At 75.1% G+C, this 14,493-nt stretch carries 10 protein-coding genes; 3 read left to right on the forward strand and 7 right to left on the reverse strand.

Annotated elements, in window-relative coordinates:
- Positions 1 to 24: 24 nt before the first annotated feature.
- The gene (locus tag ABEB12_RS19160; RefSeq protein WP_185061411.1) at positions 25 to 939 is read right to left on the reverse strand and encodes a hypothetical protein; all 915 of its coding nucleotides are present in this window, start codon (positions 937 to 939) and stop codon (positions 25 to 27) included.
- A 150-nt stretch (positions 940 to 1,089) separates the two neighbouring features.
- Here ABEB12_RS19160 and ABEB12_RS19165 point away from each other — a divergent pair, with 150 nt between their 5' ends.
- Entirely contained in the window at positions 1,090 to 1,758 is a 669-nt protein-coding gene (locus tag ABEB12_RS19165) for a winged helix-turn-helix domain-containing protein (RefSeq protein ID WP_185059063.1), read from the forward strand.
- Entirely contained in the window at positions 1,755 to 3,464 is a 1,710-nt protein-coding gene (locus tag ABEB12_RS19170; RefSeq protein WP_345702930.1) for a HAMP domain-containing sensor histidine kinase, read from the forward strand. The genes ABEB12_RS19165 and ABEB12_RS19170 overlap by 4 nt, the downstream gene beginning before the upstream one ends.
- Here ABEB12_RS19170 and ABEB12_RS19175 read toward each other — a convergent pair.
- From ABEB12_RS19175 to ABEB12_RS19195, 5 genes are all read right to left on the reverse strand, one after another.
- A complete protein-coding gene (locus ABEB12_RS19175; RefSeq protein ID WP_185059062.1) occupies positions 3,461 to 4,330 on the reverse strand; it encodes an RDD family protein in 870 nt (289 codons plus the stop codon). The two genes, ABEB12_RS19170 and ABEB12_RS19175, sit on opposite strands and share 4 nt — an antisense overlap.
- 57 nt (positions 4,331 to 4,387) lie before the next feature.
- Positions 4,388 to 5,386, reverse strand: coding sequence for an NAD-binding protein (locus tag ABEB12_RS19180; RefSeq protein WP_185061122.1), 999 nt, complete (start codon positions 5,384 to 5,386; stop codon positions 4,388 to 4,390).
- A gap of 210 nt (positions 5,387 to 5,596) precedes the next feature.
- A complete protein-coding gene (locus ABEB12_RS19185) occupies positions 5,597 to 6,727 on the reverse strand; it encodes an NAD(P)H-binding protein (RefSeq protein WP_185059061.1) in 1,131 nt (376 codons plus the stop codon).
- 115 nt (positions 6,728 to 6,842) lie between these two features.
- Entirely contained in the window at positions 6,843 to 10,337 is a 3,495-nt protein-coding gene (locus ABEB12_RS19190) for a UvrD-helicase domain-containing protein (protein ID WP_185059060.1), read from the reverse strand.
- Entirely contained in the window at positions 10,334 to 13,744 is a 3,411-nt protein-coding gene (locus ABEB12_RS19195; protein WP_185059059.1) for a PD-(D/E)XK nuclease family protein, read from the reverse strand. The genes ABEB12_RS19190 and ABEB12_RS19195 overlap by 4 nt, the downstream gene beginning before the upstream one ends.
- Positions 13,745 to 13,804: 60 nt before the next feature.
- Between ABEB12_RS19195 and ABEB12_RS19200 the strand changes: the two genes are divergently transcribed.
- A complete protein-coding gene (locus ABEB12_RS19200; RefSeq protein ID WP_185059058.1) occupies positions 13,805 to 14,098 on the forward strand; it encodes an MGMT family protein in 294 nt (97 codons plus the stop codon).
- On the opposite strand, the gene ABEB12_RS19205 is transcribed toward ABEB12_RS19200, so the two are convergent.
- Positions 14,071 to 14,235 (reverse strand): hypothetical protein, encoded by a 165-nt coding sequence (locus ABEB12_RS19205; RefSeq protein ID WP_185059057.1) that lies wholly within the window; start codon positions 14,233 to 14,235, stop codon positions 14,071 to 14,073. The two genes, ABEB12_RS19200 and ABEB12_RS19205, sit on opposite strands and share 28 nt — an antisense overlap.
- Between the last annotated feature and the right edge of the window lie 258 nt (positions 14,236 to 14,493).

Here is a 14,493-nt window from a genome sequence, read left to right on the forward strand (position 1 = left end):
GAACACAGCCGTGCAAGCGGGTTTCTACCGCGTGGCGATGCGGACGGACTCCGCCTTCACGGTGGCGCCGTTGTCCGCGACGGTTCCCCGGGCCATGATCCGGTCGCCGACCTTGGGCTTGGTGCCCACGGTCGCCAGGTCCACCGCCCGGGTGAGACCGTCCGGGCTGGTCACCGTGGCCCGGTCGCCCTCGAGGGCGGTGACGACCCCGGCCACGTGAGCCGGGGCGACCACCACCGCGCGGGCCGGCTGGCCCTCCTGGCCGAAGACGATCACCCGGTCGCCGGGCTTGAGGTCGGCGACCGCCTTGCGCTGCTCGCCACCCACCCGGGTGCCGGCGTCGGTGGCCACGTTCACCGGGCCGGCGCCGTCACTGTTGACCACGACGGTGGGACCGTTCACCGAGGCCACCGCGCCGACCACCTCGGGGCCGCCGCGTTCGGCGAACCGGAACCCGGGACCGCGCGGCCCGTCCCCGTCGCCGTCGTCGTCTCCCCAGCGCTCGTGCATGCCCCCCGGGCCGCCCGGGCCGAAGCCGGGACCACCCGGACCACCGGGACCGAAGCCCGGCCCGCCGGGGGCACCCGGAGCGCCGGGGCCGTCCGGGCCGAACGGGCCGTGGTGCATCCGGCCGTGCCCGCCGGGGCCGCCGTCCGCCCGGTCGATCCAGGCCATCCGGTCGTGCATCCGGCCCGACATCCGGCCGGCCCCGAAGGCCAGCACCAGTAGCAGGACACCGACCACGGCGGCGGCGGTGACCCAGGCCCAACGGGGTCCGGGCAGCCGCCGCTTCCCGCCGCCCCCGGGCGGAGCGGGCGGCCCGGCGGGATTGCCGGCCGGCTGGTTCTCCTGCGATTCGGAATCCGCCGCGGTGCCGGTCGGTTCGCCGCCGGCCGCCGGCTTCGAGCCTTCCGGCTCGGGCTTCTCTGGCGTGCTCATGTGCTTCTCCTTGGCGTCGTTGGGCCGTTCGGCCGTGCCCCCGACGTTGCCCCGGTCGGCTGTGAGAAGCCTGTGTATACCCACTTCCTTAAGCCGATCTTCAGCCCCGGCCGGGCCGGGTGGCCCGGGTGGGCTGGGCAGAATGGTCGGGTGACCGAGCGGGCGCGGGTGCTGGTGGTGGAGGACGCGGAGGCGATCCGCGCCGCCGTGCTGACCGCGCTGGACGACGCCGGGTTCCACGTGGCCGGCCGGCCGGACGGCACCGGGCTGGAGCGCGAACTGACCACCTTCCGGCCGGACCTGGTGGTGCTGGACATCATGCTCCCCGGCCGGGACGGGTTCACCCTGCTCGAGGTGGTCCGCCGCAACAGCGCCGCCGGGGTGCTGCTGCTCACCGCCCGGGACGGGATCGACGACCGCCTGCGCGGGCTGCACGGAGGCGCCGACGACTACCTGGTCAAGCCGTTCGCGCTGGCCGAGCTGGTGGCCAGGGTGACCGCCGTGCTGCGCCGGCTGGGCCGCACCCCGTCCACCATCCAGATCGGTGACCTGGTGCTGGACAGCACGGCCGGCACGGTGCTGCGCGGCGACCGGCCGATCGAGCTGACCGCCACCGAACGGCGCCTGCTGGAGCATCTCGCGGCCCACCGCGACCGGGTGCTTTCCAAGGCGCAGCTGCTCACCTCGGTGTGGGGTTACGAGGACTTCGACCCGAACCTGGTGGAGGTGCACATCTCCGCACTGCGCCGCAAACTCGGCGAGCCCCGGTTGCTGCACACCGTGCGCGGGGTCGGTTACGTGCTACGAACTGGGCCATGACCGACGAGCGCCTGCACACCGTCTCCCTGCGCCTGCGGGTGGTGCTGTTCAGCCTGGTCGTGTTGGGCGCGGTGATGGTGCTGGTCGGGGGGCTGTCGCTGGTGTTCGTCGGCGCGCAGAGCCGGGCCGAGCTGGGCCGGCGGCTGAACGACGGCGCCGCGCAGGCCGCGTCGCTGGCCTCGCAGCGGGTGCCCCCGGACCGGATCGTGCTGCAGGTGTCCAGTCCTTCGGTGGTGGTCCGGCTGGTCGCGCCGGACGGGGTGGTCTACGGCTCGCGGTTCGGGGTGGCGCCCCGGCCGGCCCGCTGCCCGGGCGGGCGCAACTGCGACACGGACGACGAGGACGGCCCGGACGGGCTGGGCGACCCCGAGGAGGCCGACGAACCGCCGGTGCCGCCGATGCCGCCGGGTCCGCCGATGGTCCCCGGGATGCCGGGCGGTCCGTTCGTGGTTCCCGGAGCGCCGGGCGGTCCGACCGGATCTCCCGGAACGCCGGGCGGTCCCTTCGTATCTCCCACGCCGGGCGGTCCGTTCGTCACTCCCGGGACGCCGGGAGGTCCGCCGGGGGCGTCCGGAACGCCGGGTGAGCCTGGGGTCTCCGGACCACCCGGCCCGCCATGGATGGGACCGCCCGGCCACCGGGATCGCCTGGAGCGCTGGAAGCCCGCGGACCGGGTGGTGCGCCGGGTGCTGCCGGACGGCTCCCGGTTGACCCTGTACGGCGACGTTCGCCAGCTGGTCGGGATCCAGCGGCGCCTGGGCGAGCTGCTGCTCCTGCTCGGCCTCGGCGGGCTGGCCGCCGCCGCGCTCGGGCTGATGGTGAGCACCCGGCTGGCGTTGCGCCCGCTGGACACGATGACCTCGCTGGCCCGTTCCATCGCCGCCGGCGACCGCGGACACCGGCTGGCCCCGACCCGAACCACCACCGAGCTGGGCCGCACCGCCGCCGCGTTCGACGACATGCTGGACGCCCTGGAGGGCGCCGAGCGGGCCGCCCGGGAGGCCGAGGCGGCCGCGCGCGACTCCGAGGCGACCGCCGTGGAGTCCGAGGCGCGCACCCGGCGGTTCGTGGCGGACGCCGCGCACGAGCTGCGCACCCCGATCACCGGGCTGCGCGCCGCCGCCGAGGCCGCGCTGCGCACCGGCGCGACCGGTGAGGACCGGGACCGGCTGCAGCTGCTGCTGATCCGCGAGGCCGGCCGGGCCGGCCGGCTGGTGGAGGATCTGCTGTCCATGGCGCAGATCGACGCCGGCCTGCGGCTCACCCCCGAGCCGGTGGAGCTGCGCGCGCTGGCCGACGCGGAGGCCGAGCGGGTGCGGCTGCTGGCGCCGTCGGTACACGTCGACGTCGCCGGCGACCCGCTGACCGTGCGGGCCGACCCGCAGCGGCTGTCCCAGGTGCTGGCCAACCTGCTGGACAACGCGCGCCGATACACCCCGGAGGACGGCACGATCACCGTGGCGGTGCGCCGGGGTGACGGGCGCGCGCTGGTCACCGTGGCCGACACCGGTCCCGGTGTGCCGGAGGCCGACCGCGAGCGGATCTTCGACCGGCTGGTGCGACTGGACGAGTCGCGGGGCCGGTCCGGCGGCCTGGGCGGTGCCGGGCTGGGGCTGGCCATCGCGCGCGGCATCGCCCGCGCGCACGGCGGCGAGCTGCGCTGCGGGGCGGACTCGGTCTTCGAGCTCACCCTGCCGTTGCACTAGTTCGCGCGGATCACCAGGGTGTGGGCCACTTTGTCGCCCAGGCGCTGGTGCCGGGCGTCCTGCGCCATCACGATCAGGCCGATGAACAGGAAGGTGTCCACCACCAGCATCAACCACCGCACGGTGAGCGCGCCGAGCGTGGGCAGGCCGCCCTCCTCGGTGATGATCCGCAGGCCCAGCCAGCTCATCGCCGGCGTCTGGCCGTGGTGCTTGGCCGGCCACCAGGCCATGACTCCCCAGGCGGCCAACAGGACCAGCGCGAAGGTGAACAGGCCGATGACCAGGCTGATGATGTTGATGGCGTCCGGGTCGGCGCCCGCCGCGCCGAGAACCAGCCCGATCACGAAGGCCACCACGAACAGCACCCCGTAGCCGACGCCGACCAGCACGCCGTCCAACAGGTACTGGCCCACCCGGGTGCCGACCACGTCGGTCGGGTCGGACTGCATCGGGTAGTTGGGATAGCCCGGCTGACCGGGATAGCCCCACTGTGTGGGATACCCTTGGGGGTACTGACCCGGATACGCCTGCCCGGGCTGGCCCGGGTAGGGCTGACCCGGATACGCCTGCCCGGGCTGGCCCGGGTAGGGCTGGCCCGGGTAGGGCTGGCCCGGATACGGCTGACCGGGGTACGGCTGCGCCGGCTGCCCCGGATACGGCTGGCCCGGATACGGCTGCGCCGGCTGGCCCGGGTAGGGCTGACCGGGGTAGGGCTGACCCGGATACGGCGGTTGGCCGCCCTGTCCGGGGTACTGCGGCTGCCCTGGGTACCGCGCCGGCTGTCCGGGGTACCACGGCTGGCCTGGCTGCCCGGGATACGGCGGCTGGCCCGGCTGATCCGGCGGCCCGGGCGGCTGGTTGGTCATGCGGGTGAGGATGTCATGTCGTGGCTCGGTTCCGCGGCGCAACGCCTCGAAGTCTGCTCAGCTCGGCTCGGGCGGCGCGGTGACCTTCTTGACGTAGAGCAGCCGGTCGTGCGGCTCCAGCGCGTCCACCAGCGGAGCGTCGACCCGGTGCAGCTCGTCGGCGCGCACCACGCCGAGCACGATGTCGGTCAGGTGGCGGGGGGAACCGCCCACCTCGTCCGGCTCCACGGGCCGCTCGGCGATGGAGAAACCCTCGTCCGGGGTGAGCAGGTCCTCGATCACGTTCACCACGGCCGGCGTGGCGGTGGCGATGCCGAGCAGCCGGCCGGCGGTCTCCGAGGAGACCACCACCGAGTCCGCGCCGGACTGGCGGACCAGGTGCACGTTCTCCGTCTCCCGCACCGAGGCCACGATCGTCGCGTTCGGCGCCAGCTCGCGCGCGGTCAGCGTGACCAGCACCGCCGTGTCGTCGCGGTTCGGCGCGACCACGATGGACGCCGCGCGGGGCACCCCGGCCGCGCGCAGCGCCTCGGACCGGGTGCCGCTGCCACTCACCGTGACCAGGCCGCGCCCGCCGGCCAGGCGCAGCCGTTCCGGGTCGCTGTCCACCACCACGATGGTGGCCGGGTCGGCGCCGTCGCTCAGCATGGTGTCCACCGCCGCCGCGCCCTTGGTCCCGTAGCCGATCACCACGACGTGGTCGCGCACCTGATCCCTCCATCGCTTGATCCGGAAAACCTGCCGGGAGCGCTCGGTCAGCAGCTCCAGGGTCGTACCGACCAGCACGATCAGGAACAGCAGCCGCAACGGCGTCACCAGCAGCACGTTGATCAGGCGCGCCTTGTCGGAGGCCGGCGTGATGTCCCCGTAGCCGGTGGTGGAGAGCGACACGGTGGCGTAGTAGAAGGCGTCCAGCAACGAGACGCCGTCCTCGTTGACGTCCCGGTAGCCGTCCCGCCCCAGGTAGACCACGAAAACGGTGACGGTCAGCGCGGTCGCCGCGACCAGCAGCCGGAACAGGATCGCGCGCACCGGCCCCGCGCCCCGCTCGGGCATGCGGATGACTCCGGCGAGCCCGTGCAGGTCGGCTTCCAGGCGCGGCGCGGTCACCCGGTTAGCCTAATGCGTGCCTCACCGGGCAGGCGCGCAACCCGGGCCGCCCGCCGGAAGCGACCGAATCACACTGCCAAAGGCACCGAATCACCGTGCTGAAGTCACCGAATCACCGTGCCAAAGGCACTGAATCACACTGCTGAAGGCACTGAATCAGGCTGGGGAGGGGATGGGGACGATGTTGGCTTCGGCGGCGCCGGCGGTGAGGGCTTCCAGGCCGAAGGCGGAGACGGCGTCCAGGGCTCCGGTGCCTTGGACGCCTTGCGTCGACGCGCGGTCGGCGGCCCAGGCGAGCAGGTCGGCGGTGATCGCGTAGCCGTCCGGGGAGGTCAGCAGCACCCGGGCCAGCGGCTGACCGGCCGAGCCGAACGCCTCGCCGACGAAGTAGGAGGTCGCGGAGGCCAGTGCGGCCGCGCTGGGCTCGTCGGACGCCCGTGCGGCCAGCGCGCCGGCGAACCCGGTGAGCGCGTTGGCCAGCACCGGGGTGCGGCCGATCAGCGGCGTGACCCGGGAACCCAGGTGCACCGCCTTGCTGGCCGGCCCGAACCAGCCCAGGTAGACATCCACCTCGCGCAGCCGGGGCGCCACTCCGGTCGCGGCCAGCCGGGGCAGCGCGAACTGCTCGGTGGCGCCGATGCTCACCGCCGGCCGCGCCCGGCCGGCCACGGTGAACGCCCGGTAGCGGCGGCCGGCCGGCTCGTCCAGCAGCGCGCCGTCCCGCCAGGCGTACATCGGCTCGAGGAGGGTGCCGGCCAGGGAGTTCAGCGTGCCCTTGGAGAACGGCTGGCCGCCCTGGCCGCCGGTGATGAAGTAGCCGGTGTGCACGCTCGCGGTGGCCACTCCGGCCTCGGTCAGCGCCAGCGCGCCGGCCAGCGTGCCGGGCACGTAGTCGTTGCCGAACGCGGTGAGCAGCGCCGCGCCGGACCGCTCGGCCTCCGGGCCGTAGCGCTCGAACACCGAGCGGATGAACGGGGGCTCGCCGGTGGAGTCGAAGTAGATCGCCCCCGCGTCCACGGCGGCTTCCACGGCGGCCGCGCCGAACCGGGCGAACGGCCCGACCGTGCTGACCAGCACGTCGCCCCGGTCCACCAACGCCCGCACCGACGCGGGGTCGGAGACGTCGGCGCGCGCGGTCGGCAGCCCGCCCAGGCGCTGGGCCAGGGTTTCCAGGCGTTCCGGGCTCCGCCCGGCCAGCACCGGCCGCAGCCCGCGCCTGGTCATCGCCTCAGCGGTGCGCGCCCCGGTGTAGCCGGTCGCGCCGAACAGCACGATCTTCGCCGTCATGGGCCCAAGCATACTCCCGGTATGTTACTTGAGTGGTCAGGCGTACCACGTCCGAACCGCAACGGGCCGCACCCAAGCCCGGAAGGAGCCCCACCTGCGCCGTCCGAGCCGATCTTTAATCCCCCGCGGAAGGCACGGTTCGCAACAGCCGGCGCAGGCCGTCGGCGTCCAGGAGGTCGGCGGGGCGCAGGGTGACGTCCGCGCGCACGTAGTGGAACGCGGCTCGCACCCGGTCCACCGGGCAGTCCGCCAGCGCCGCCCAGGCCAGCCGGTAGGCGGCCAGCTGCACGGCCAGCGCGGGCAGCCGCGCCTGGTCCGGGACCGAGCCGGTCTTCCAGTCCACCACCGTCCAGCCGCCGTCCGGGTCGGCGAACACCGCGTCCATCCGGCCGCGCAGCACGGTGCCGTCTACCCCCGCGCCGTCCGTTCCCCCGCCGTCGTCGCTCACGTAGAGCACCGTCTCGAACGGCACCTCCACCTCGGTGGGCCGCCGGTCGGCCCAGTCGGACGCCAGAAACGCCGCGCGCAGCTCGTCCAGCTCGGTGTCCGGGGCCGCGCCCTCGTCACCCGCGCCGGGCAGCTCGTCCAGGTCCAGCAGCCGGGTGGCGCCGAAACGCTGTTCCAGCCAGGCGTGGAACGCGGTGCCCCGGCGGGCGTAGGGGTTGGGCGGGAACGGCATCGGCCGGCGCAGCCGCGCGGCCAGCGCCTCCGGGTCGTCGGCCAGCTCCACCAGCTGGCTGACCGAAAGGAACCGGGGCAGCGCGACCTCGGGGCGCGCCGCCAGTGCGGCGGCCCGCTCGGCGAGCAGCATGCTCACGTCGGCGGCCCAGCCCTCCGGGTCGTCCGGGTCGTCCGGGTCGGGTGGCGGTTCGGGCTCCGCCTCCCCGAAAAGCTCGAGCTGGCCGTTGTCCTTGGGCAGCTTGGCCAGCGCGGCGCGGACGAGCTCCGCGCCGGCGTGTACGGCGGCCTGCCGGGCGCCCAGCGGGTCAGCCGGCCAGCGCGCGGTGCGCGGCGCGGCGGTGACCGGGTTCGGCTCGTCCTCGGCCGGTTCCTCGGCCCAGTGCTCGATCACCACTTCCGCGCTGGTCTGGGCTATGTCGTTCAGCTCGGTGAGGAACGCCGACGGGCCACGCGGCCGGTCCCCGCTGGCCGCCCACCAGTGCCCGGACAGCAGCAGGGTGCGCTCCGCGCGGGTGATCGCCACGTACAGCAGCCGGCGCTCCTCGGCCAGGCGCCGGGCGTCCAGCTCCTCCTTGTGCGCCTTGATCGCGTCGATCACCTGCTTGCGGTCGCCGTCCTCGGGCAGGGTCGGGTCCGGCAGGTCGGGGGCGTCGCCGCGCAGCTCGACCGGCAGCTCCGCCGGGTTGGTCAGCCACGAGCCGGTCTTCGCCGCCGCCGGGAAAACCCGGTCCACCAGGTGCGGCACCGCCACCACCTGCCACTCCAGGCCCTTGGCGGCGTGCACGGTGAGGATCTGCACCCGGTCGTCGGCCACCTCCACCTCGCCCGGGCGCAGGCCGTCCTCGGCCTGCTCGGCGGTGGCCAGGTAGTCCAGCAGCGCGGGCAGCGTGGGCACCTCGGCGCCGGCCGCGAACTCGGCGACCACCTCGGCGAACGCGTCCAGCTGGGCCCGGCCGACCGGGCCGGGGCGGGCGGCCGTCTCGGCGTCCAGCAACAACGCCCGCTCGGTGTCCGCCACCAGGTCGGGCAGCCCGGTCCAACCCGAACCGCCGGCCCCGCCGGCCCGCCCGCGCAGGCTCATCAGCTCGGTGGAGAGCCGGCGGATCCGCTGGTACCCGGCCTCGGAGTAGGCCTCGGGCGGGCCGGGGTCGTCCAGCGCGTCGACCAGCCCGGCCTGCTCGGCCAGCTCGCCCGGCAGCGCGTCGGCCACCAGCCCGGCCAGCGCGTCCGGTTTCGCGGAACGCTCCTCGGCGGGCAGGGCAAGTTCCCTCGCCCGCGCCCACAACGCCGCCAGGTCGGCCGCCCCGAGCCGCCAGCGCGCGCCGGTGAGCAGCCGCATCGCGGCCGTTCCGGCCAGCGGGTCGGCGACCAGCCGCAGCGCGCTGACCAGGTCGCGCACCTCGGGCTCGGCCAGCAGCCCGCCCAGCCCGACCACCTCGACCGGCACGTCCCGCTCGCGCAGCGCGGCGGCCATCGGCGCCATGTCCGCCCGCCGGCGCACCAGCACGGCGGCGGTGGGTGGGTCGTCCCCCGCATCGACGGCGGCGTGCCAGCGCGCGGCCAGCGCGTCCGCCGTCCAGGCGATCTCCTCGGTCACGTCGTTGTGCAGCGCGACCCGCACCTGACCCGGCGCCGCCGTCTCCAACGGCCGCAGCTCGTCCACCTCGACAAGCCCCTCCGGCGCGCTATGGCTCTGCGTGGAAATACGCGACGGCGCCGCGGAGTCCGGCGGATGTTGCGTATTTGTGCGCAGAGCCATACTGGGCACGCGCAGGGGTTCGGAGACCGCGTTCGCCAGGGCGAGCACCTCGGCGGGGTTGCGGAAGCTGGTGAGCAGGCCGTAACGCGGCGCCGGTTCCGGACCGGGGTAAACCGGGAAATCGGTGGTGAACCGGGGCAGGTTGGCCGCGCTCGCGCCCCGCCAGCCGTAGATCGACTGGCACGGGTCACCCACGGCGGTCAGCGCCACCGGGTCCTCGCCCGCCCCGGTGCGGAACAGCGAGCGCAGCATGATCCGCTGCGCGTGCCCGGTGTCCTGGTACTCGTCCAGCAGCACCGCGCGGTACCGGGCCCGCTCCCCGGCGCCGACGTCCGGGTGGGACTGGGCGATCCGGGCCGCGATGGCCATCTGGTCGGCGAAGTCGACCACCCGCTCCGCCCGTTTGCGCTCGGTGAACGCCTCCACCAGCGGCAACAGCGTCACCCGCAGCTTTTGCGCGTCCAACCACTTCCGGGTCTCCAACGTGAGCGCGGCCCGCTGTCCCTTCGCCCTCGGCGCGTTCTCCACGCAGGCCACGAACGCCTCGGCGTGCGCGCGCAACGCGTGCGGCTCGACCAGGTGCTCGCCCAGCTCGCCGGCCAGCGCGAGCAGGTACCCGGTCACCGTGGCCGGCACCCGGTCCACGTCCAGGTCGGCGGCCCAGGTGGAAACCACCCGGTGGGCCAGCTGCCAGGCCGCCGTCTCGGAAAGCAGTCGCGCGCCCGGCTCGGCCGGCAGCCGCAACGCGTGCTCGGCGACCAGCCGGCCGGCGTACGCGTGGTAGGTCAGCACAGTCACGGCGCTGCCGTCCCCGTCGAGCAGCGCGGCCTTCCGCTCACCGGTGGGGTCGATGTCGTCCAGCAGCCGGGAACCGGCCAGCCGCCGCAGCCGGGAACGCACCCGGTCGGCCAGCTGCTGCGCCGCCTTCCGGGTGAAGGTCAGGCCGAGCACCTGCTCGGGCAGCACCGCCCCGGTGGCCACCAGCCAGACCACCCGAGCGGCCATCGTCTCCGTCTTGCCCGCCCCGGCGCCGGCCACCACCAGCGCCGGCCGGTGCGGCGCGGAAATCACCGCCGCCTGCTCCGGGGTGGGCGGCGGCACGCCGAGCGCCTGGGCCAGCCGGGCCGGGGTCAGCCACTCGGTCTCGGTCGTTTCGGTGAGCACGCTCATCCGCCCGGCACCCCCCGGCCGTCGGTGCTGACCGGGCAGCTGGTGCGCACCCCGCACCGCTCGCAGTCACCGTTCTCCCGGGCGGTGAACGTGGCCGCACCGGTCTGCGCCGCGCTCTGGTGCAGCACGCCGCGCCACTGCTCCAGCGCCTCCGCGTCCAGCGCCGGCTGCTCGCGTTCCTTGGCCCGCCCGTCCGCGCCCCGGTCGGCCAGGAACAGCAGCCGCGCGCCCCCGGGTGCGCCCGCCGCGCCCGGCCCGCGCAGCGCGTCCCGGAAGCCGCCCAGCGCGGCGGCCAGCTGGTACATGGCCAGCTGCGGGTGCGCGGCGGCGTCGTCCTTGCTGATCGCGGTCTTGCCGGTCTTCACGTCCACGATCACCGGGCGGCCGTCCGCGTCCCGTTCCAGCCGGTCCACCCGGCCGCGCAGCTGCACCTCCGGCTCGCCGGCCAGGGCCAGGTTCATGCCGCGTTCCACGGCGACCTCGGTCATCCCGGCGGCCCTGGTCTCGGCCAGCCAGCCCCGGAACGCGGTGAGCATGCCGCGCACCCGGTCCAGCTCGCGGCGGCTGTACCAGGGCGCTCCGGCGTCCACCGAGGACCAGGCGCGGCGCAGCGCGGTGTCCAGCTCGGCGTCGTCGCTGCCCGCCGCTGCCGCCTGCACCAGCGCGTGCACCAGCGACCCGGTGACCGAGGGCAGCGCGGCGCCGTCGTCCCCGCCGTGCCGCTCCAGCAACCACTTGAGCGGGCACTTCATGATCTTTTCCAGGTCCGAGGGGGACATCGGCACCGGCTGGTCAGGATCGCGCAACGGGTGGTCGGTGCTGACCTTGGCCAGCCCGTACCAGTCGTCCGGGTGTGCGCCCCGCACCCCGGCGGCGGCCAGCCGGGCCAGCTGTTGCGCGGCCCGCTCCCTTCTCGGCGAGTCGGTCTCCGGGTCGCAGGCCGCCTGGCGCAGCTCGCCGACCAGCTCGGCCAGCACCAGGGCCCGTGGCGGCCGGGTCACCGGGCGGGTGGCGTCCGGCTCGTCCCCCTCCACCACGTACGGCTCCAGCTCGTCCAGGAACCGGGACGGCTGCTCGTCCTCGCCCCGCACCCCGGAGACCAGCAGCGCGCGCCGCGCCCGGCTGCACGCCAGGTAGAACAGCCGGCGCTCCTCGGCCACCAGCGGCGCCATCCGGGACAGCCGCTCCGGCCCCGGTTCCGGGGTGGCCGCGTCGGCCGGGCCGACCTCCAGGCCGTCCAGCGCGTCCACCATCCGCTCGACGCCGAGCAGCGTGCCGCGCAGCCGGGGGTCCGGCCAGCTGCCCTCCTGCACCGAGGGGATGGCCACCACCTCCCACTCCCGTCCCCGCGCCGCGTGCGCGGTCAGGACCGCCACCGCGTCCCCGGACGGCGCCCTCGGGGCCAGGGTGTCCCCGGCGATCCGCTGGTCGGTGACGTACTGCAGGAAGCCGCCGATGTCCCCGCCGCCGGGCAGCCGGTCGGTGTAGCGGGCCGCCGCGTCGAACAGCGCGACCACCGCGTCCAGGTCCCGGTCGGCCTGCGCTCCCACCGGGCCGCGCCGGGCGCTCGCCACCGCCCACCGACCGGCCAGCCCGCTGGCCTGCCAGACCCGCCAGAGCGCCTCCTCGGCGCTGACCCCCTCCGCGTCGGCCGCCCGGGCCAGGCCGAGCAGCTCGGCGACCGCGCGCAGCGGCTTGGTGTCCCGGGCCGGCAACATGGACAACGGGTCCACCTCACCGTGCGCGCCCGCGCGCAGGGCCTCCACCAGCAGCGCGTCGCTCATGCCGCCTTCGGCGGCCCGTGAGTGCGGAGTATCGCTATAGCCACACTCGCCACTCACGAGCGGCTCACTGAGCCGCAACAGCCCCCGGCGCAACCGGCGCAGCCGCATCGGGTCGGCCGCACCCAGGGGCGAGGAGAGCAGCGCGACCGCCGCGTCGGCGTCGATCCGCTCCGGGTCGGCCGCGCAGCGCAGCAACAGCAGCAGGGGCAGCACCGCCGGCTGCCGGGCCAGCGGCAGCTCGTCCGCCGGCACCGCCATCGGCACCCCGGCGGCGAGCAACGCCCGGCGCAGCACCGGCAGCGCGCGGTTGGTGGAGCGCACCAGCACCGCCATGTCCGACCACGCCACCCCGTCCCGCAGGTGTGCCCGGCGCAGCCGGTCCGCCACCCACCCGGCTTCCTGGGCGGCGGACGCAAACACCCGGACCGCCAACGTCCCCTCGCCGCCGCTCGACCCGCCCCCCACGCCAACGTCCGGCGTCGCGCCGACGTCCGAGCGGAGCGATTCGGGGCCGATCCGGCGGCGGCCGGAGCCGGAGCCGGGCAACCGCTCGGCCAGGCGAACGGTCGCCCGGCGCAGCGCGGGACGGGCCCGGTGGTCGACGGTGAGCACGACGGTGCGGTCGCCGTCCGGGTCGGCATCGCGCAGCGCACTGGGGTCCGCGCCCCGGAAGCCGAGCACGGTCAGGTCCGGATCGCCGGTCAGCAGGAACGTCTCGGCCGTGTCGCCGAGCATCCGGGCCAGCTGCATCTGCTGCGGGTCCAGGTCGTGCGCATCGTCCACCCAGAGGTGCCGGACGCGGTGGCGTTCCTCGGCGAGCAACCCCGGGTCGGCGGTCAGCACGTCCAGCGCGGCCGCCACCAGCTCGGCGGCGTCCAGCGCGGGCGCGGTCGCGCCGGACCCCGCGGAGGACTGCGACGCCTGTGACGCGGTGGACGCCCCGCGCAGCAGGTTCACCTGCTCGTAGCGCAGGAAGAACCGGCCGGCGGCCACCCACTCCGGCACGTCCGTGCGGGCACCGAGCTCGGCCAGCTCGTACGGACCGAGCCCGCGCTCGGCGGCCCGCAGCAACAGCTCGCGCAGCTCGGTGGCGAACCCGGGCACCCCCAGCGCCGGCAGCAGCCGGTCCGGCCAGCCGGAACCCGGCACGTCCCCGGCCAGCTCGCCGGCCAGAAGCTCGCGCACCACGGCGTCCTGTTCCGGCCCGGCCAGCAGCCTGGGCGGCGGGTCACCCACCCGCGCGGCGTAGCCGCGCAGCAGCCCGAACGCGTACGAGTGGATGGTCCGCACCAACGGCTCCCGCGCTGCCCGCAATCCGCCCTGACCACCGGGAGCGGCGACGAGCAACCCGGCGGTGATGCGTTCCCGCAGTTCACCGGCCGCGCGCCGGCTGCCCACCAGCACCAGCAGGCGCTCCGGGTCCCGCCCGGCACGCAACCGCCGCAGCACCGACTCGACCAGCAGCGTGGTCTTGCCCGTGCCCGGGCCGCCCAGCAGGCGCAGCATGCCGGCCGCCGGGTCGTCCAGGCGTTCCAGGGTCAGCCGCGCGGCCTCGTCCCACCGGGGTTCGGCGCTCGCCGGCGGGGGTCGGCGCACCAGGATCGGACGCGTCACGCTGAGCATGGAACCACTTCCCCATGACCATTCGTCACACCGGTCCCGGTCCGGCCGTAGGCTCACCGAATGGATCCGGAAACCGCCGAGAGGGTTCGCGAGATCATCCTGGCCATCCCGGTGGGGACCGTGCTCAGCTACGGCGAGGTCGCCGCGCTGGCCGGGGTACCCAATGCGCGCCACGTCGGCCGGCTGCTCTCCGAGGACGGCCAGGACCTGCCGTGGCACCGGGTGCTGCGCGCGGACGGCACCCCCACCCCGCACCTGGCCGCCGAGCAGCTGGCCCGGTTGCGCGCCGAGGGCGTCACCGTGGTCAACGGAAGGGTTTCCCGCTCTCAGCCACAGAAGGTCCAGAAGAAGTAGAAGCAGTGCTTCTCGCCGACCGCCGGCGCGTTAGGAACGGGGTCGGCGGGGAAGAACGCCGGCAGGACCAGCGCGGCGGCCAGACAGATCGGCGCGAACACCCGCGCCCGAAGCCGCCGGTTCTCACCCCCGCGCACCCTCGGTCCCCCCTCGATTGCCGGTCGAGACCGAAACCTACGGTGCCCAGCACCGCAACAACATGGGGAGAACCCCACCAACCCACCCGGCCCGGCCCACTCACCGCCTCAGGCTGACCCGCGGCCCACGCAACGGCTCGACAAGAACATGATCGACATCAACTTCATTGCCCTTGCGAAGCGTCTCGAGGGCACTGTGGTTGATGTCGATCACAAGTCTGCCCCGGAACGACCGCTAGCCGGCCCGACGGCCTCAGC

The sequence above is a fragment of the Actinospineispora eucalypti genome, assembly GCF_039543365.1.
Lineage (GTDB): Bacteria > Actinomycetota > Actinomycetes > Mycobacteriales > Pseudonocardiaceae > Pseudonocardia > Pseudonocardia eucalypti.